The sequence below is a fragment of the Pseudomonas sp. NPDC089752 genome, from assembly GCF_044748725.1.
In the GTDB taxonomy this organism is placed as follows: domain Bacteria; phylum Pseudomonadota; class Gammaproteobacteria; order Pseudomonadales; family Pseudomonadaceae; genus Aquipseudomonas.
Window position 1 is genome coordinate 106770 of the sequence record NZ_JBIVGP010000008.1, and the last position, 17316, is coordinate 124085.

General features: G+C 59.8%; 19 protein-coding genes and 1 riboswitch. Of the genes, 7 read left to right on the forward strand and 12 right to left on the reverse strand.

Features of this window, described 5'->3' with window-relative positions; all coding sequences use genetic code 11:
• Positions 1–106: 106 nt before the first annotated feature.
• A riboswitch (TPP riboswitch) is annotated at positions 107–220 on the forward strand.
• A 79-nt stretch (positions 221–299) separates the two neighbouring features.
• Together ACIPZF_RS15210 and tenA are read left to right on the forward strand one after the other, a co-directional pair.
• The gene (locus ACIPZF_RS15210) at positions 300–947 is read left to right on the forward strand and encodes a TenA family protein (RefSeq protein ID WP_400800750.1); all 648 of its coding nucleotides are present in this window, start codon (positions 300–302) and stop codon (positions 945–947) included.
• A 2-nt stretch (positions 948–949) separates the two neighbouring features.
• Positions 950–1630 carry a thiaminase II gene (gene tenA, locus ACIPZF_RS15215; RefSeq protein WP_400800753.1) on the forward strand — a complete coding sequence of 227 codons (681 nt, stop codon included), beginning with the start codon at positions 950–952 and terminating at the stop codon, positions 1628–1630.
• On the opposite strand, the gene ACIPZF_RS15220 is transcribed toward tenA, so the two are convergent.
• The 7 genes from ACIPZF_RS15220 to ACIPZF_RS15250 all read right to left on the reverse strand — a co-directional run bounded on the left by ACIPZF_RS15220 (position 1619) and on the right by ACIPZF_RS15250 (position 9351).
• Positions 1619–2566, reverse strand: a complete 948-nt coding sequence (locus tag ACIPZF_RS15220) for an ornithine cyclodeaminase family protein (protein ID WP_400800755.1) — start codon at positions 2564–2566, stop codon at positions 1619–1621. The genes tenA and ACIPZF_RS15220 overlap by 12 nt on opposite strands.
• The gene (locus ACIPZF_RS15225) at positions 2563–3540 is read right to left on the reverse strand and encodes a threonine/serine dehydratase (protein ID WP_400800757.1); all 978 of its coding nucleotides are present in this window, start codon (positions 3538–3540) and stop codon (positions 2563–2565) included. Before ACIPZF_RS15225 ends, ACIPZF_RS15220 begins: the two co-directional genes overlap by 4 nt.
• A gap of 80 nt (positions 3541–3620) precedes the next feature.
• A complete protein-coding gene (locus ACIPZF_RS15230; RefSeq protein WP_400800759.1) occupies positions 3621–4235 on the reverse strand; it encodes a transcriptional regulator in 615 nt (204 codons plus the stop codon).
• Between the two features lie 144 nt (positions 4236–4379).
• A complete protein-coding gene (locus ACIPZF_RS15235) occupies positions 4380–5708 on the reverse strand; it encodes an MFS transporter (protein WP_400800761.1) in 1329 nt (442 codons plus the stop codon).
• A gap of 153 nt (positions 5709–5861) precedes the next feature.
• Positions 5862–6875, reverse strand: coding sequence for a GlxA family transcriptional regulator (locus ACIPZF_RS15240; RefSeq protein ID WP_400800763.1), 1014 nt, complete (start codon positions 6873–6875; stop codon positions 5862–5864).
• Between the two features lie 80 nt (positions 6876–6955).
• Positions 6956–8191, reverse strand: a complete 1236-nt coding sequence (locus ACIPZF_RS15245) for an aromatic ring-hydroxylating dioxygenase subunit alpha (RefSeq protein ID WP_400801248.1) — start codon at positions 8189–8191, stop codon at positions 6956–6958.
• 200 nt (positions 8192–8391) lie between these two features.
• Positions 8392–9351 carry a LysR family transcriptional regulator gene (locus ACIPZF_RS15250; protein WP_400800766.1) on the reverse strand — a complete coding sequence of 320 codons (960 nt, stop codon included), beginning with the start codon at positions 9349–9351 and terminating at the stop codon, positions 8392–8394.
• A 303-nt stretch (positions 9352–9654) separates the two neighbouring features.
• On the opposite strand from ACIPZF_RS15250, the gene ACIPZF_RS15255 reads away from it, so the two are divergent.
• Positions 9655–10641, forward strand: coding sequence for a DNA-binding protein (locus tag ACIPZF_RS15255; protein WP_400800769.1), 987 nt, complete (start codon positions 9655–9657; stop codon positions 10639–10641).
• A gap of 51 nt (positions 10642–10692) precedes the next feature.
• On the opposite strand, the gene ACIPZF_RS15260 is transcribed toward ACIPZF_RS15255, so the two are convergent.
• Both ACIPZF_RS15260 and ACIPZF_RS15265 read right to left on the reverse strand, forming a co-directional pair.
• The gene (locus ACIPZF_RS15260) at positions 10693–10944 is read right to left on the reverse strand and encodes a hypothetical protein (RefSeq protein WP_400800771.1); all 252 of its coding nucleotides are present in this window, start codon (positions 10942–10944) and stop codon (positions 10693–10695) included.
• Between the two features lie 13 nt (positions 10945–10957).
• Positions 10958–11458: a DUF4142 domain-containing protein gene (locus ACIPZF_RS15265; RefSeq protein ID WP_400800774.1), complete on the reverse strand. Its 501-nt coding sequence runs from the start codon at positions 11456–11458 to the stop codon at positions 10958–10960.
• 170 nt (positions 11459–11628) lie between these two features.
• On the opposite strand from ACIPZF_RS15265, the gene ACIPZF_RS15270 reads away from it, so the two are divergent.
• Genes ACIPZF_RS15270 through ACIPZF_RS15280 form a run of 3 tightly spaced genes read left to right on the forward strand, consistent with a single transcriptional unit; the run spans position 11629 to position 14270 of the window.
• A complete protein-coding gene (locus ACIPZF_RS15270) occupies positions 11629–11871 on the forward strand; it encodes a hypothetical protein (RefSeq protein WP_400800776.1) in 243 nt (80 codons plus the stop codon).
• On the forward strand, positions 11868–12662 hold the full coding sequence (gene xth / locus ACIPZF_RS15275) for an exodeoxyribonuclease III (protein WP_400800779.1): 795 nt from the start codon (positions 11868–11870) through the stop codon (positions 12660–12662). Before ACIPZF_RS15270 ends, xth begins: the two co-directional genes overlap by 4 nt.
• A gap of 42 nt (positions 12663–12704) precedes the next feature.
• Positions 12705–14270 carry a diguanylate cyclase gene (locus ACIPZF_RS15280; RefSeq protein ID WP_400800782.1) on the forward strand — a complete coding sequence of 522 codons (1566 nt, stop codon included), beginning with the start codon at positions 12705–12707 and terminating at the stop codon, positions 14268–14270.
• A gap of 11 nt (positions 14271–14281) precedes the next feature.
• Here the strand turns inward: ACIPZF_RS15280 and ACIPZF_RS15285 are convergent, their stop codons facing one another.
• Positions 14282–14785, reverse strand: a complete 504-nt coding sequence (locus ACIPZF_RS15285) for a GNAT family N-acetyltransferase (protein WP_400801250.1) — start codon at positions 14783–14785, stop codon at positions 14282–14284.
• A gap of 10 nt (positions 14786–14795) precedes the next feature.
• The gene (locus tag ACIPZF_RS15290) at positions 14796–15509 is read right to left on the reverse strand and encodes an MgtC/SapB family protein (protein WP_400800785.1); all 714 of its coding nucleotides are present in this window, start codon (positions 15507–15509) and stop codon (positions 14796–14798) included.
• Between the two features lie 409 nt (positions 15510–15918).
• Here ACIPZF_RS15290 and ACIPZF_RS15295 point away from each other — a divergent pair, with 409 nt between their 5' ends.
• Complete coding sequence (locus ACIPZF_RS15295) at positions 15919–16386, forward strand: sterol desaturase family protein (protein WP_400800787.1); 468 nt, start codon at positions 15919–15921, stop codon at positions 16384–16386.
• Positions 16387–16390: 4 nt separating this feature from the next.
• Here ACIPZF_RS15295 and ACIPZF_RS15300 read toward each other — a convergent pair whose 3' ends face one another.
• Positions 16391–17284, reverse strand: coding sequence for a bile acid:sodium symporter family protein (locus ACIPZF_RS15300; RefSeq protein ID WP_400800790.1), 894 nt, complete (start codon positions 17282–17284; stop codon positions 16391–16393).
• Positions 17285–17316 lie beyond the last annotated feature (32 nt).

A 17316-nucleotide genomic window follows, 5' to 3' on the forward strand; every position in this document is an offset into this window, starting at 1 on the left:
AAGGTCATGACTGGTGGCTAATTGCCTTTATGTTTCGACTCGCAGCGATCGGGTCATTGCAGCCGATCTACCTCGTGACAAACGCTGTACAGCTACTGTATACCTGCATCCCACCAAGGGGAGTCCGGCAACGGGCTGAGATACCGCTGGCACAGCAGCGCGGTGACCCTTAGAACCTGATCCGGATCATGCCGGCGAAGGGATGGGACTGCCGACCTGCCTTTTTGCCGGCCTCATTGCGAGGCCGCTCCATGCACCAACGTAACGGTCTCGCTGTCACCCCAATGGAGGGCAGCACCATGACCGAACGCTTCACTGAAACCCTGCGCCGCCAGAACCAACCGACCTGGTCGGCTGCCGTCGGCCATCGCTTCGTCACCGAGCTTTGTGACGGCAGCGTGGCGGACCCGATCATGGTCCGCTACCTGGTCCAGGATCACCGTTTTCTGGACAGCTTCCTGACCTTGCTGGGTGCCGCCATCGCGACTGCCGACACATTCGAGGCCCGCTTGCGGTTCGGACGCTTCGCCGGGATGATTTCCAGCGATGAAAACACCTATTTCCTGCGCGCTTTCGAGGCGCTGGATGTAAGCCCGGAGCAGCGCAGCTCGCCTGAGGACACGCTACCCACTGCTGGCTTCAAGGCGATCATGCGCGAGGCGGCGGCCACTCGGTCCTATGCAGCCGCGCTTGCGGTATTGAACGTCGCCGAAGGTCTGTACCTGGATTGGGCCAGCCGTGCCGCCAAACCGTTACCGGGCAACTTCGTGCATGCCGAGTGGATCACCCTTCACGACAACCCGGCGTTCGCCGAATTCGTCGCCTTCCTGCAATCGGAACTCGACCGGGTAGGGCCGCAGGACGCCGCCTTGAGCGGCGATTTCTATGCGCGAACCGTGGCCCTGGAATTGGCCTTCTTCGACGCCATCTACGACGAGGAGGCTTGAGCATGGACATCTTCGAGCGTCTCAAGACTGCCACCGCAGCGCAGTGGTCCAGCTATGTTGACCACGACTTCGTCGTTCAGATGGGTGAGGGCACCCTCAGCGAAGAAGCGTTCCGGACCTACCTGGTGCAGGACTACCTCTTCCTCATCCAGTTCGCCCGTGCCTGGGCGCTGGCCGCCTACAAGAGTCGCCTGCCAGCCGACATCCGCGCTGCCCAGGCGGGCCTGGCGGCGATTCTCGACGAGACCGAGCTGCACCTGCGCCTATGTGCCCGCTGGGGGCTGACGCAGGCCGATATCGAAGCGGCGCCGGAGCATCAGGCCACTGTCGCCTATACCCGCTACGTGCTCGATTGCGGCGCTGCAGGTGATCTGCTGGAACTGCACGTGGCGCTGGCGCCCTGCGTGATCGGTTACGCCGAGATCGGCCGCTCCTTGGCTGAGCGGATTGGTGATCTGCGCAATCACCCCTATCGGGAATGGATAGGCGAATATGCCGGTGAAGGCTACCAGGGCGTTGCCGCAGCAGCACGCAAGCACCTGGATGAACTGGCCGCGCGAAGCATGACCGAGCAGCGCTTCGTCGAGCTGGCAGCGATCTTTGGCCAGGCTTCGCGGCTGGAAGCCGACTTCTGGCAAATGGGCTTGGAGGGCGTGGTCACGGCAGCCAGATCACAGCTCTAGCGAGCCCAGCACGCAGCTCGCTATCTGTGCGTCCTGCACCGCCACGCCAGTCAGATCGACAAGCGTGACCTGATCATCATTGTCACGCCCAGGTACGCAGTTTTCTAGCAAGGCACCCAGTTCAGTCAACTGCTGCTCGCCTATCAGGCCTGCCTTCAATGCATGGGAGACCTCACCGTACTGGCTGCACTGGGTGAGGGCGTCGACGATGATACGATCAACCCGGGCGACCAGCGCCGGGTCGAGTTCTTGCTTGCCCGGTGCATCGGCACCTACCGCAGTGATATGGGTACCCGGTTGCACCCATTCGCTGCGTATCAGCGGCTGACGCGATGGCGTTGCGCAGACAATCAGGTTCGCACTGCGCGCAAGCATTTCAGGATTGCGCGTGACCTCGACTTCATAGCCGAGATCGCTGGCAAACGTTCGGTAAGCTGCCAGCTGGTTATCACCGCGCCCCCAAACGACCACCTTGCGGCAGGGGCTGAAGCTGGCCAGCTGTTCCAATTGCATCCGCGCCTGTGTGCCGGTGCCCAGGATGCCGATGGCTTCGACCTTCGCAGGAGCCAGCAGTCGGGCGGCAATGCGCCCAGCCAGCGCGGTGCGGATGCATGTCAGCCAGCCTTCATCCTGGAGCAAGGCGATGGGTTGGCCCGTGATCGCCGACACCACCATCATCATGCCGTCGTTGCTTGGCAGGCCCTTGCTGGGGTTGTCGTAGAAACCGGTCGATATCTTTACCGTGAAGGTGTCGCTGCCCTCGACATGCGCAGACTTGATGCAGCAGTCACCGTTGGCCAGGGGGAATGTGAACGCCTGGGTCGGTGGAACCTGGACATTGCCTCTGGAGAAGGCAATGAAACCCTCCTCTAGACGTTGCGCTGCGAGGTCTATGTCGAGCCGGGAAATGATCTGCTTTTTGTTTAAGATCTTCATTTGACCGCCTCGATGAATTTGTCGAGCACGATGTTGCGACCGCAGATGACCACCGCCACGCGCTTGCCACGGTAGTCCGCGGCCAGTTTCTTCATGCCAGCGACCGCCACACCCGCGGCACCCTCGATGATCCAGCGCTCACAGCTGGCGACATCGCGCATCGCTGCCATGATCTGCGCTTCGCTGACCAGCACAGTGCGGGTCAGCAGCGCCTGGCACAAGGGGAATGTGATACTGCCAGGCTCGACGCCGCCTGCCGTACCATCGGAAAGCGTCTCCTGTTCTTCGATGTCGACGATCTCACCCGCTTGCAGCGAGCGCTGCAGGGTAGGTGCATTGGCCGGCCAACAGCCGATGATATCGATACTCGGGTTGAGCGTACGTAACGCAGTGGCGATGCCGGCAATCATGCCGCCACCACCGACAGCGACGAACACCGCGTCCAGGTCCGGGGCCTGTTCGAAGAGCTCCATGCCGATCGTGCCCTGGCCGGCAATCACCTCGAGGTCGTTGTAAGGTGATACGAACGGCTTGCCCTGGCGTTTGGCTTGACGCGCGGCTTCAAGCTCGACGCCCAGTGCATCCAGATCGAGGCTGACCACCTCGGCACCGAGTGCGCGCATGGCCTCGAGCTTGTATTCAGACGCGGTGGAGGTGGTGTAGACGGTCACCGGTACCCCCATCACTTTGCCCGCCAATGCCAGCCCCTGGCCGTGATTGCCCGAAGAGGCGGTGATGACACCCCGTTCACGCTGCGCTGCGGGCAGCAGGCGAATCTTGTTGCTGGCGCCACGGAACTTGAATGACCCAGTGTGCTGCAGATGCTCGCACTTGAGGTACACGCTGCACTGGGTGATCGCCGAAAGCCGGACGCTATGGGTGAGGGGCGTCATGCTCACTTCGGGACGCAATGCCTTGTGCGCTTCGCCGATCGACTGGTACAGGGACGATAGGAAGTGCTGATCGACGGACATGGTGAGGGGGCTCTGTGTGGATTAAAAATCTACCATAGATAATTAATCCATGATCAGCAACAGGTAACGCTGCCTACTGTTCAGACAGACTGGTCCCGAAGCGCTTTCAGGTACTTGTAGACGGTTGCACGGCCCATGCTCAGTACATTGGCCACATAGTCAGCTCCACTGCGGCCTTCAAAAGCCCCTTCAGCGTGCAGTGCCTCCACCAGCAAGCGCTTGTCTTTGGTCTTCAGCGTACGCAACGACAGATTGCGCGCCTGCAGCCATGCATGCATGAAGGTATTGATACGTTCCTGCCAGTCGTCCTTGAACAGAGCGTCCGGCTGGGGTACCAGACGGCTCAGCTGGAAAAATGTATCGAGCGCCTCGCGGGCCTGTTCCAAGACGGAAAAATTCAAGTTGATGCACAGGAGGTGCTCGGCCTCACCACTGGGGTTGTACAACACAGTGGTGATGGAGCGAATCTTCTGACCATCCCAGTTGAGTTTTTCGTAGGGGCCGAGTTTGGCAGCGTTACGCAAGTCTCCAAGCTCCAGGTCCAGGGCCGAGTCGTCACCGAGTGTGCGCCTGGAAAAATTGTTGGCGATATGAACGATCGTCTGGCTCCGCACTTCATGGACGATGACTTCCGCATGGGGGTAAAGCAGCAGTGCAATGCTGTCGGCGATTGCCTTGTAGTTTTCGATGATCATTGGCAACGGGTGGGTCACACATGAATGGACGTTCTGTCCATGGTGGACAGAGTTGCCAAGGAAGTCGAGCGCTGGGCGGGACTCGGCTTACTTGTTGCACCCACATGCTCCCACACGCTGGATGACCATACTTTTATGCAGAGCCTAGCCAAGCGAGGCCGCCTGCTGGAGGTTCAGCGAGCGCGTTTCCGGGGCCAGAAGCCAGGAAAGGAGCAAGCCGAAGAAGGTGATGCCGGCGGCCACGTACATGGTCTGCGCGATACCCAGGCTGTCCAGCGAAACAGGCACGAGATAAGTACCGATGGCGGCACCGATGCGTGAAATCGAGGTGCCGATGCCCACTGCGAATGCACGTATTTCGGTTGGGAAAATTTCGTTGGGGTAGACCAGCGTAAGTACTTGGGCGCCGCCGATGAACAGTGCGTAGATGGCGAAAAACACCAGGATCCACATGCCTGCGCCGTTGTTCGATGCCCCCAGGCACAACAGCGCCAGGCCAGAGACGGCGAAGCTGCCGAGCAGCAGGTTGCGCCGCCCGAGCACGTTGATCAGCCGGGTCGAGACGACGCAACCTGCGACGAAGAAGAGTGTGATCAACACCGAACCTAGCGATGCGCTATCGCCTTTCACGTTCATGGCTGCCAGCACCTTGGGCGCAAATGCGTATACCGCGAACAGTGGGATGATGCAGCACGTCCAGAACACGATGATGAACAGCATTCGTTTGGCATAGCCCGAGTAGATGAGACTCCAGACGTTGATCTTGTAGTTCGGGCTTTCCTCCGGAAGATTGTCCAGGGAGAAATCATTACCGTATACGCGCTTGATGACCTGCTCGGCTTCGTCATTGCGGCCTTTACTCAACAGCCAGCGAGGCGACTCCGGGGTGCCGATGCGCACCAGCAGCAGGGCCAGGCCAATGGTCGCGGAACTCGCCAGCACCCAGCGCCAGGCATCATCACCGCCACTGCGCAGCACCAGCTCGCCGACGATGTAGGCCGCCGCCGCACCGGCAAACCAGAGGATGGTCAGCATCGCCAGGCGTGGGCCGCGGTACTTCTTCGGCATGAACTCCACCAGAAGCGAGGTGGCGACCGGGTATTCGATGCCCACCGCAATGCCGATCACCAGCCGCAGCATGAAGATCGCTTCAGCGGTATCGGCCCAGAACTGTGCAGCAGAGGCGAGAATGAAAAGCATAGGCCCGACGAAGAACAGCCGCTTGCGGCCCAGACGATCCGTAAGCCAGCCGCCGAGAAATCCGCCAAAAAAGATACCGATCAACGCCGACGCGGCGATCAGGCCTTCCCAGAAGCTGCTCAACGCAAGTGATGTGCTGATGTGCGCCAGCGCAACGCCGATGATGCTCAGCACGTAACCGTCGACGAACGAGCCGCCGCCTGAACGCAGGGTGAGTAGCCTGTGAAACTGGCTAAGCGGTACATCTTCTACTGAAAGATTAGGACTTGTCATTGTTGTTCCTGTTCAGGATTTTTGATTAATGGCAGCGCGACGCCGCGCAACGTCGGGTCGAGACCTTGTCAAAAATTCAGTGAGCGATGGTTTGATTATTATTGTCAGGCAGCCGGGCCTGTCCGCTTTCGGAGGATTGTCCAAACGTGGAATCTATAATTCGTATCGGACTTCCCTGGAAGGCGGATGCCCAAAGAATGCGCTGTACGACCTGCTGAAGTGGGTGCAGGAGACAAAACCGCAGGCAATCGAGACCTCGAATATCGATGCATCGGAGTTTTGGATCAGCCGGCGTGCTTCGGTAATTCTGAGCTGGAAATAGTATTTTTGCGGTGTGGTATCCAATTGCTCTTTGAACAGCCTCTGAATCTGCCGGTGTGAAAGATTGACCACACGTGAAAGCTGGGCCGGAGTCAGTGGTTCTTCAAGATTTGCCTCCATCAGCGCGATCACTTCTCGCAGCGCTTTGCTCAAGGTTGGCTGTTGCGGCTTGTGCGTACGCCGGGGCTTGCTCTGATTGCCATCGAGTGTATCCAGCACGGCATCCGCAAGTTGGCGGCTCGCGCCGCAACTCAGCCAGCCAATCATCATCTCGAAAGCGCCTTTGGGCGTAGCGGACGTGATGCGGTCCCTGTCCAGGACCAGTGAGTCGTGTGACACGGTGGCATACGGCGTGCGCTCCGCCAAAGCGGTTCGTTGTTCTGGGTGAATAGCGCAACGGTAGCCGTCGAGCAACCCTGCAGCGCCCAGGTACCACGCACCATTCCAGAGCCCACCAAGCGCGACGGGCAGCTTGGAGAGTTTTTTCAGCAGCAGGGTAAGCCAGTGCGGCAGCGTCCTGGCCACACGCAACCCACCGCAGATGACCATCAGATCGAGTTCGGAAAGACGAACCTCGGTCAGCGGCGTGTCAGGCCGAATGGGAATGCCGAGGTCACTCATGACCTCCGTGTGGTCATGGCTGAACGTCTGGACGCGAATCGCCCCGGGTGAAATGAGGTTGGCCGTGACCAATACATCCAGCGCCTGGCTGAAGCAGGGCAGGGAGAAATTATCCAACAGCAGAAAACCGACCCTGGAGGTCGTCTGCCGGGTGCACGCTTGAGTGATGAACCCCAGATTGCGGTCCTGGAACGTTCGACTGAATGTTCTTGTAAGTGTTTTCATTAGTCTTCATTGGAAATCGGGTAAGTCGGGGCATGCAAACGCCCACCCTTCGTGACTCGAAGAGCGGGCTGACTCATCAATCATCCAACGGACCTGAGCAACACCGGGTCCTGAAGCCGATCCAGCATGGTGGCGCAATACCAGTCGACGAACTGGCAGACCCCGGTCTCGGCGGTGGCCGACAAGGGGCCTGGCTCGTAGGTCGGTGAGGTAACGCCGACTTGGGTGCCCTCGACCAGCACACGGTCTTGGTCATTGGTCGCGATCCAGACCTTGGTCAGCCGATCGATTTCATAGTCGATGCCTTCCGTTGCGGCTTTGGGCACCAGCCACTTCGTGGTCACCAGCGTTTCGGTGGCGCTGATGGGTAACACGCGGAAGCTCAGGGCATGGTCGCCGAGAAAATGGTTCCAGGTGGAGGGATAGTTGAAGTAAAGCAACGCGCCGATGTCGGGGATGCCGGTCTTGTCGAGCCGGCCGTTCACCGCAGGTTTGCCGTCCATGGTGTAGCTCACGGCGCCGGACGATAACGGAATGCGGGTAATCCGATAGCGACCGTTCTTGTCCAGCAACAATCGGCTGGGCATGCCGCCGGCCTCGCACTGGTTCCAGAATGCCGCAAGCTGTGGGTCTTCATCGCCACCCACGCCGCCAACGGAAAGATTGTCGACAAACGAGTTCATCAACTCGGGGTGCGAGCCGTCACAGTGGTAGCACTCGCGATTGTTCTCGAAGACCAGTTTCCAGTTGCCTTTTTCAATGATGTTCGACTCGAAGGCTACCTTGCAATCTTCAAGGTTGTGCGGGTTAACGAACGGATGCAGCGCTTCACGGAAGCCGTTGAAGTCAGGTTTTACAGCTCCGACGCTGACATAAATATAGGTATTGGCCACTTCGCAGTGAGCGGGTTTGAGGTTGTATTGGCTCTTGTCGAAGTCTTCAGCCATGTTTCCGGCAAACAACAGCTTGCCGTCCAATTCAAACGTCCATTTATGATAAGGGCAGACCAGTTTGGCGACCTTGCCCTGGGACGCTTCGCAGACTTTTGCACCGCGATGACGGCATGCATTATGAAACGCGCGAACTTCGCCATCCTTGCCGCGCACTACAACCACCGGGTAATTGCCAATCTGTACGGTAATGAATTGGCCTGGCTTTTCGATCTCGAAGGTGTGGCCAACGAAAATCCAGTCCTTGTGCCAGATCTGAGCGAGATCTTCCTGGTAGACAGCATCATTACTGTAAAGCACGCCAGGCAACGAGTGGTTGGCTTTGCGCTGTGCAATCAGGTCATACACGGTTTTGTTGCGATCCATTTGAGTCTCCAAAATGCAGACGCCGGAAAGCTCGCCCTTGTTATTGTGAGGGGGCAATCAGTCGATTGGTAATGCAGGGCAACCCTTGAAGTTGCGACTGTGTGGCTGAGGATTTCAGCGTATACCGGCGTTCTGAAGACGGACAAACAACATTTCGGACCACGAGCAATGAGCGCAGGTTATACGTCGATGGCGCTCACTCAGGCCGCGCTCAGCTTGGAAAGGATCCACGCCTGAAACCGGCGCAATACGTCCTGGTTTTCCGCATTTTCCTTGCACGCGAGGTAGTGACTGTTGTTGCGCAACTGCACCTGTTCGGCAACGGGGCGGATCAGCGAGCCTTGATCGATCAGCGACTTGACCAGCTGATGCCAGCCCAGCGCCACGCCTTGCCCGGAAAGCGCCATGGTTACGATCAGGTTGTAGTCATTGGCCGTGAAGATCGCTGGACTGCCGCTTGAGCGATGGTCGATATCGATGGACTGATAGGCGAACCACACCCCCCAGTCGACATGTTCGGCCACTTGTGAGCGACCGTATGGGCCATGGTTCAGCAACGCAGAGTCGCGCAGCCCTTCCAGGGTATGGATCGAAGGGTGATCCATGGCGAATTGCGGCGAGCAGACGGGATAGATCAGGTCATGAAACAGATGCTCACTACTGTAACCCTCACGGATGTGCGCAATCTTCGAGATGAAGACATCGGGCTGAACACCGGGCTCCATCGTCAGGAAGTTCTGGGTGGTGATCAGGTGCAGCTCTAAGCCTTCGTTCTGCGCGATGAACTCAGGCAGGTTGTCGGAAAGCCAGAGGGCTGAAAAGGCCGGCGTGCAACAGACCGTCAGTACTTTGGCTTCGGATTGGCTGCTACGAATGCGCTCGGCGGTCTGGGCGATATTGACGAAGGACAGATGCGCTGCGTCGTAGAACAGGGTGCCGGCAGGCGTCAGCTCCACGGCCCGTGCGCCACGGGTGAACAGCTGGGTCCCAAGGTTGAGCTCCAGCTCGCGGATTTGCCGGCTTATGGCCGCCTGCGACACACACAGCGCTTCGCCTGCCCGGGTGAAACTTCCATATTTGGCCGCCGCCACGAAGGCCTTCACAGCCCGCAGCGAGGGCATCTTGACCAAGATCGTATCTGGATCGACTGGCTTGGACATGCTTGGCCCTTAGATTTTCGACATGCATCAGTGCGCGGCGAGGGTAGCGATTGTCCTTGTCTCCCTGCCATCCATGGGTCGCTTTCGGGAATGTCTTGTCGTTCACCGACATGGGCGTCTCAGCAATCGACGTTCGTACTGTTCGTTATCGGCCGTGCCAGATCGGCTGCTGAAATGGCGCTGACATGCGATAAGCCGTGATTATTCCATGATAGTTAACGGTTGAATTCATCAACGCTAAACGGCAAAATCAGCATGTAAATACGTGGTACATACCACAACACGAAATCGTAGGAGCAAAGCATGGCCCGTGGCGGCATTAACAAGGCGGTGGTGCAGCAGGCGCGGCAGGTGCTGATCGCCCGGGGCGAGTACCCGAGCATCGATGCGGTACGTATCGAGTTGGGCAACACTGGCTCCAAGACCACGATTCATCGCTACCTGAAAGAGCTCGAAGGTGTGAAACCGGCGGCGTTGCAAGGGGCGCCAGCGTTAAGCGACACGCTGGGCAAGCTGGTGGCGCAGTTGGCGGAACAACTGCAGGAGGAGGCCGATGCCTGCGTCGAACGAGCGCAAGCGGCGATGAACGAGCAGCGCGAGCAACTCGAAGGCCAGCTGCAACTGGCGCAGCAGGCGTTGGCCGCAGCGCACCAGCAACAGCAAATTCAGTCCGCTGCACTGGCTGCGGAGTCGGAGCGACTCAAGGCCACGCTAAGCACGCTGCAGGCCGAGCAGCTTCGAGGCGCCAGCCTCAATCAGGCACTGGGCGAGCTTCAGGTACGACTGAGCGACAAGGATGAGCAGATTCGCTCGCTGGAAGAGAAGCACCGCCACGCTCGCGACGCCCTGGAACATTACCGCAGCGCCAGCCGTGAACAGCGCGAACAGGACCAGCGTCGCCATGAAGCGCAGGTGCAGCAGCTCCAGGTCGAGTTGCGCCAGCTGCAGCAGGGGATGATCGTCAAGCAGGACGAGCTGACCCGCCTGCACCGGGATAATGAGCGCCTGCTTGGCGAGCATCGCCAGGCCAGCAGCGAACGCAAGGCGCTCGATGAGTTACTGGAGCAGCGCGACACGCAGATTCAAGGCCTGCGTACCATCCTGGCGCAAGCACAAGGGGCCAGCGACGAGATGCGCCGGCAGTTGCAATCGCAAGGTCAGGCGCTGGAAGACCAGCGCGCGCTGTGCGCGGAGCAGGGCAGGCAACTGCAGTTTCTTGAAAATCAGTTACACGAACGCGATGAGGCAATGAGGCTTTACCAGGCAAGAAACGAGCAGACGGCCCCATGATCCAGAGCACGCCACGCTCCCGCATCAGGCACTGCGGGAGCGGTGCCGTGTTTAGCTATCCACCTTCTTGGCTGCCTCGACACCTGATGCAGACAGCTTGATGGGGTAACTGACGCTTAGTGGCTGATCGCCTTCAACCGTTACGCTGCCGTCCTGGATCAACCCGTGGGCTTGCAAGGTAATCAGCACATCAGCGACAGCCTTCTCACCGCGATAGTTGTCGAGTACTTCCTTGCCCAACCCATGCGGGTGCGCATGCAGGAGCCGGGTGAGAATTTCGCTACGCAATGTATCGTCAGTCATGGGTCTCCTCCGGCTATTTGCCATGCTTGGTCTGAAGCGCCTTGGCCTGCTCCAGGTGATGTTCCAAGGTAGGCAGGGTTTCGCTGGCAAAGGCCTTCAGCTCGGCCTTGTCGGACGAAGCGGCCTCTTTCTTGAACAGTTCCACGGCTTTTTCGTGGGCGTCGACCTGGTTGTTGACATAGGATTTGTCGAACGACTCTTCACGCCATTCGAGGATCATCTTCTTGACCTTGTCGGTCAGCGCGGCTTCATCAGGCACGCTGATGTCCAGCTTGCGCGCGATGTCGCCGAGTTTCTGGTTGGCTTTGGTGTGGTCGGTCACCATCTGTTGGGCGAAAGCCTTGATCTCGGCGTTCTGGCTCTTTTCCATCGCCAGGTTGCCGGTAACCACTTCGGCTATGCCGGCCTCCGTGGCTGCATCGACGAAATCATCGGAGGATGCGGCCATTGCCTGCAGCGATGCCATGCCGATGATCAGCGACAAACCTGCACGCTTGATGAACAGATTGCTCATGTCTCACTCCTTGCTTTCGGTGGCGCGACCTCAGTGTCGCGTACGGTTGAACCGTGCCCGGTGCAATAGGTTTAATTTTTTTGCCTGCAGGCCGACCACTGCGCCAATGGGGTTGAACGTTGCCGGGTGCCGACGCTCACACATTCAAAGGTTGCGCGAAGGAGCTGAACATGAGCATTGAACGCAGCATTCCCGAGCTTGAGGCCTGGTATGCGCAGTACGACGATGACAGCTACCGTCGGCAGTCGCCGGATGCTTACCATCATGAACTGGTGCGCACGGCAGAGGCGCTGCGCGATGATGGCGCCATCGATTGGGATGACTGGCTGGCACTGAAGGCCTTGGCGGATGAGGCCCATGTCGGTGCCCTGCACGACGCGGTACAGGCCCACGTGGAAGACCCGGACGCATGAAAGCGCTGCGCATCGCCACATTCAACATCAATGGCATCCGTAGCCGTCTGCCTGGCCTGTTGGCTTGGCTGGAAAGGGAAAAGCCCGATATAGCCTGCCTGCAGGAACTCAAGGCAGCGGACGCGCAGTTCCCTGGCGAAGCGATCGAGGCCGCGGGTTATGGTTACCTGCACCATGGCCAGCCATCGTGGAATGGGGTGGCGATCCTGGCGCGCGACAGCCAGCCGCTGGAAGTACGCCGAGGCCTGCCGGGAATGGAGGATGACAGCCAGAGCCGCTATCTGGAGGCCGCAGTCCACGGTGTGCTGGTCGGCTGCCTGTACTTGCCCAACGGCAACCCGCAACCAGGGCCGAAGTTCGACTATAAACTGCGCTGGTTCGAATGCCTCAACGCCCATGCGCGTGAACTGCAAAGCAACGGTCATCCCACGGTGCTGGCGGGTGACTTCAACGTGGTACCGACCGATTTCGATATCTACGACCCTAAGTCCTGGCTCAAGGATGCGCTGTTACAACCCGAGTCACGCTCGTGCTATCAGTCCTTGCTCGATCAGGGGTGGACCGATGCCATTCGCCACCTTTATCCAGACGAGCGCATCTATACGTTCTGGGATTACTTCCGCAACCACTGGGCCCGCAACGCCGGGCTGCGCATCGACCATCTGCTGCTCAACCCAGCGCTTGCGCCCTATCTCAAGGCCGGGGGTGTGGACGCCTGGGTACGCAATGAACCCAAAGCCAGCGATCACGCGCCTACCTGGATCGAGCTGGGTACGCGCAAGCGGCGCTGAACTATAGTGATAAGCGGCAAACGCTTGAGGGCAAGGATTTCCATGGGTGCGGCCAGGAAGCAGGACGATGACGGGCTGTTCGCGGTAACCAGCGAAGGGCGTGCCTTGGCATTGTTTCGCCTGGTACTGACGTTCATGGCAGTGGTGATGCTGACCTTCGTGATGATCGAAGGCTGGCGCATCTGGCGCGATTACCGGCATGCTTTCAGCAATGCCGAAAACATGGTCAGCAACCTCGCCAGGGCAACCGCCCAGCACGCCGAAGACGCCATCCGCCAGGTGGACGCGATCACCGCCGCGCTGGCCGAGCGATTGGAAGGCGATGGCTTCGACCACCTCGATCGGCCGCGTTTGCATGCCCTGCTGGCCCAACAGAAAGCCATCATGCCGCAGTTGCATGGGTTGTTCGTCTACGGGCCGGATGGCAGCTGGCTGGTCACCGATCAAGCCGCTATCCCTGCCAATGCCAACAACGGCGACCGCGACTATTTCGTTTTTCACCGCACCCATGCCGACCGCGCAGTGCGGATCGGTTCCGTGGTGCGCAGCCGTTCCACCGGCGACCTGATCATTCCCATCTCGCGCAGGTTGGACAACCCAGACGGCAGCTTTGCCGGCGTACTACTGGGGACCATCAAGGTTGACTGGTTCGTGCGTTACTACGGTGATTTCAAGATCGATGAACGCGGCGCCCTGGTGCTGGCCAAGCGCGACGGCACCATTCTGGTCCGCAGGCCATTCGTCGAGCAGGTCATAGGCCGCAGCCTGGCCAACAGCGAAATTTTCCGCAAACACCTGCCTTACGCCAGCGAGGGCCTGGCCGAGGCGGTGGCAGTGGTCGACGGCACGCCACGCTTGTATGGCTATCGTGCTTTGGCGAGCTATCCACTGGTGGTTGAGGCGGGGTTGTCGCGGGAGTCGATCATCGCGCCCTGGCGCCACGACATGATCAAGTCGGCCGCAGTCATGCTGTTGCTACTGGTGGGGCTAGGCGCATTCGGCTGGGTCGTGTTGCGTCAACTGCGCGAGCGTATTGTCATCGAACGGGCGCTGCACCGGGCGCACCAGACGCTCAAATCGCTGGCCCTGACCGACAGCCTGACGGGTCTGGGCAACCGCCGCAGGCTCGATGCTGTGTTCGAGGCCGAAATCCGACGCGCCAGGCGCCAGGCGTATGCGCTGGCAGTGGTGATGCTCGACCTGGACTACTTCAAACTCTACAACGACCGATACGGCCACCCTGCAGGCGACCAATGTCTGCGCCGCTTTGCCGAAGTGTTGCAGCAAGCGCTCAAGCGCCCGGCGGACCTTGCGGTGCGTTATGGTGGCGAAGAATTCACCGTGCTGCTGCCCAATACCGATGTGCAGGGCGCGGTGCTGGTTGTCGAAGAGATACTGCAGTCGCTGCGCCGGCAGATGCTCGAGCACGCTGCCAGCCCCCTGGGCCGTGTTTCTGCCAGTGCGGGGATCGCCGTTGGCCATCCTGCCATTGATTCAAGCAGCCCGGAGAGCTTGATGGCAGCAGCGGATACCGCTCTGTACAAGGCCAAACGGCAGGGCAGGGATGGCTACACCGTCGCCGGAGGAATGGCGATGAGTGCCCATTGACCTGGGAACGGTCAAGGCAACCGCAGGCGCATTGCGCATCTTCCACTCAAGCCGAGCGCGTATTCGCTTGCCAGCAGGCTTGAGAGCCTAATGTCCAGATCCGCATCGGCAATCACCTCGAAGCCATGGCGTTGATAAAACGGCGCATTCCACGGCACGTTCGAAAACGTCGTCAGTGTTACCTGGCCTAGCCCCTTGTGGCGCGCCTCCTCGATCATCCGAGTCAACAGCTGTCGCCCAATGCCTTGGCCTTGGGCGTCTCCTCGAACCGACACTTCCTCTATGTGCAAAGCCTGGCACTGCACGCTTGCGCAGATGAAGCCCAGTATCTTGCCTTCCTCTTCGGCCACCCAACTGCATCCGTTGCCCAAGAACGACAGGTGCGCAGCATCGTCCATGACGCTGCTGGTGGCAAGCCAGGCCAAATCCGGGAACTGGAGGAACGCCTGGGCGGCTGATCGCTCAACCGCCGCCAGTTGGGAAAGATCATTGGGTTGCGTTGCACGTATCATCAGCGAGCGCCTTTCAATCCATTGCCGTTGTCTGAGCCTGCAACTGCCAGCGTACCGAACTGACACCTTTTTCAAGGCTTACCCGGCTCACCAGGCGCTCCAGAAGTGCCGGCGCTTGGGGATTGCCCAGCAATTCGGCGCGCACTTCCAGGCGCGCTGGGTCGTTCAGGTCCTCGCTGTGCAATGACTGCAGGCGCAATTGCGGGTCTCCCAGGCTGTGCAGCATCAAGCTGCGCACCTGAATTTCGTCCTCGGCGCGGCACACGACGCGCACCTCGAAGCGCTGCTCGACCTCAGTGGCAGGCACCACGTCCTGGCGATCCAGGCGCTGGGCAATATCACGCAGCAGAATATTGGCGCACAGTACCACCAAGCTACCCAGTGCCGCCTCCAGCAACAGGCCGAGGCTGCACAATACACCCACAGCTGCCGTGCACCAGAGGGTGGCCGCGGTATTGAGGCCGCGGACCGTGAATCCATCGCGCATGATCACGCCGCCGCCGAGAAAGCCGATTCCCGAAACCACATAGGCGGCAACCCGGGAAGCATCGGTGGGCGCCATGCCGGGCACGGCCTGGGTCATCAGCACGAACAGACAAGCACCGGTGCTGACCAGCGCATTGGTGCGCAATCCGGTCAGGCGTTGGCGCAGTTGGCGCTCGGCGCCGATCAGGGCGCCCAGCAGCAGGGCGATGCTGACACGCAGCAGAAATACTTTCCAATCCATAACGAACCTCTTGCACGGGCATACGCCCGCTTTACGCCACAGCAGGTGGCGCGGTTGAAAAACCAGAAATGCGCAGGACCACGAAGGTAGGGAAAGGGGAAGCTGTTGCCGTTCAAGGCTTGAGAAATCCACCGTCTAGCCAATGGCGAGACAGTGGCAGGTTACTGCCGGACTAGCTCGCCGCGTGGGCCTGTCGCAAGCGACTGGGGCTACTGTCCAATGCAGGACTCCTGATTAAGGGTGCGAAATTGCGGGGTGGACCTTACGCCGCTGCCAGGGCAGGGTCAAGGGTGAAATGGTGACAATGACTTCATACGGAAATGCCCTACAACCGGTCACCGGTGCATGGAAAAAATCGCCCATACTCGGTACCCTTGCGCGACTTTTTGCCATCCCCCGGACACGCCCCATGCTGCTCAATCTCTTCGTGCTGATCGGCACCTTGGTGGCCATGGAAGGGGTCGGCACGCTGGCGCACAAATACATCATGCACGGCTGGGGCTGGTGGCTTCATCGCTCGCACCATGAACCACATCTGGGCATGCTCGAAGCCAACGACCTGTACCTGGTGGCCCTTGGCCTGATCGCAGCCGGGCTGGTGGCGCTGGGCAAAGCCGGGCATGCGCCGCTGCAATGGGTGGGCGGCGGTGTCGCGGCCTATGGCGTGCTGTATGTGCTGGCTCACGATGGTTTCTTTCACCGGCACTGGCCGCGCAAGCCACGCCCCCTCAATCGCTACCTCAAACGCCTGCACCGCGCGCACAGGCTGCACCATGCGATCAAGGGGCGTACCGGCAGCGTGTCGTTCGGCTTCTTCTACGCACCACCGCTGAACGTGCTCAAGCGCCAGCTGCAGGCCCGACGCATGCGCCGCTAACGCCTCAATTCACCATGTTGCTTTCTGCTGCCGCAGCCGCCTGCCCGCGGCTCACCCACCAGCCAAACGCTGCCGCCGTGAAAAACATGATCAGGCTGTACAACGCCGCGGGCACGGCCATGGTCGCGTTATTAAGCAACGACGGGCTCAAGGCCAGGGCAATCGCCAGGGTGCCATTGTGGATACCGATCTCCATGCCAATGGCGATGGCCTGGCGCTTGGGGATACTCAACAGGCGCGGCACCCAATAACCGACCGCCAGGCTGATCACGTTGAACAGCAGCGCCGCCAACCCCACGACCGGGGCGTAGGCGACTACCGTCTGCCAGTCCTTGGCCAGGGCCAGGACGATGGTGAATGCCAGGAACAACGCCGCCACCAGCTTCATGGGCTTTTCCATGCGTGAGGCAAAACCGGGCGCCCAACGGCGAATCAGCATACCCAGGGCAACCGGCAGCAGGACAATGGCGAACACCTGCATGACCTTGGCAAATTGCAACGGAATGGCTTGATCGGATTCCATGAACCACGCCAGCGACAGGTTCACCAACAGCGGCATGGTCAGGATCGCGATCAATGAGTTGACCGCCGTCAGGGTAATGTTCAGCGCCACATCGCCATGGGCCAGATGGCTGAACAGGTTGGCGGTGGTGCCGCCCGGCGAGGCTGCCAGTAATATGAGGCCAACCGCCAACGCCGATTCAAGGCCAAAACCATTGGCAATCAGAAAGCACACCAGCGGCAGCAGCAGAATCTGGCACACCAGGCCGACCACCACCGGCTTGGGGTACTTCACCACACGGGCGAAGTCAGCCAAGGTCAGCGACAGGCCCAAGCCAAGCATGATGATGCCCAGGGCCAAGGGGAGAAAGGCAGTCAGCAACGGCGATGCAGTCATTGGCGGTTACTCGGGCGGGGAATCCAAGCAGT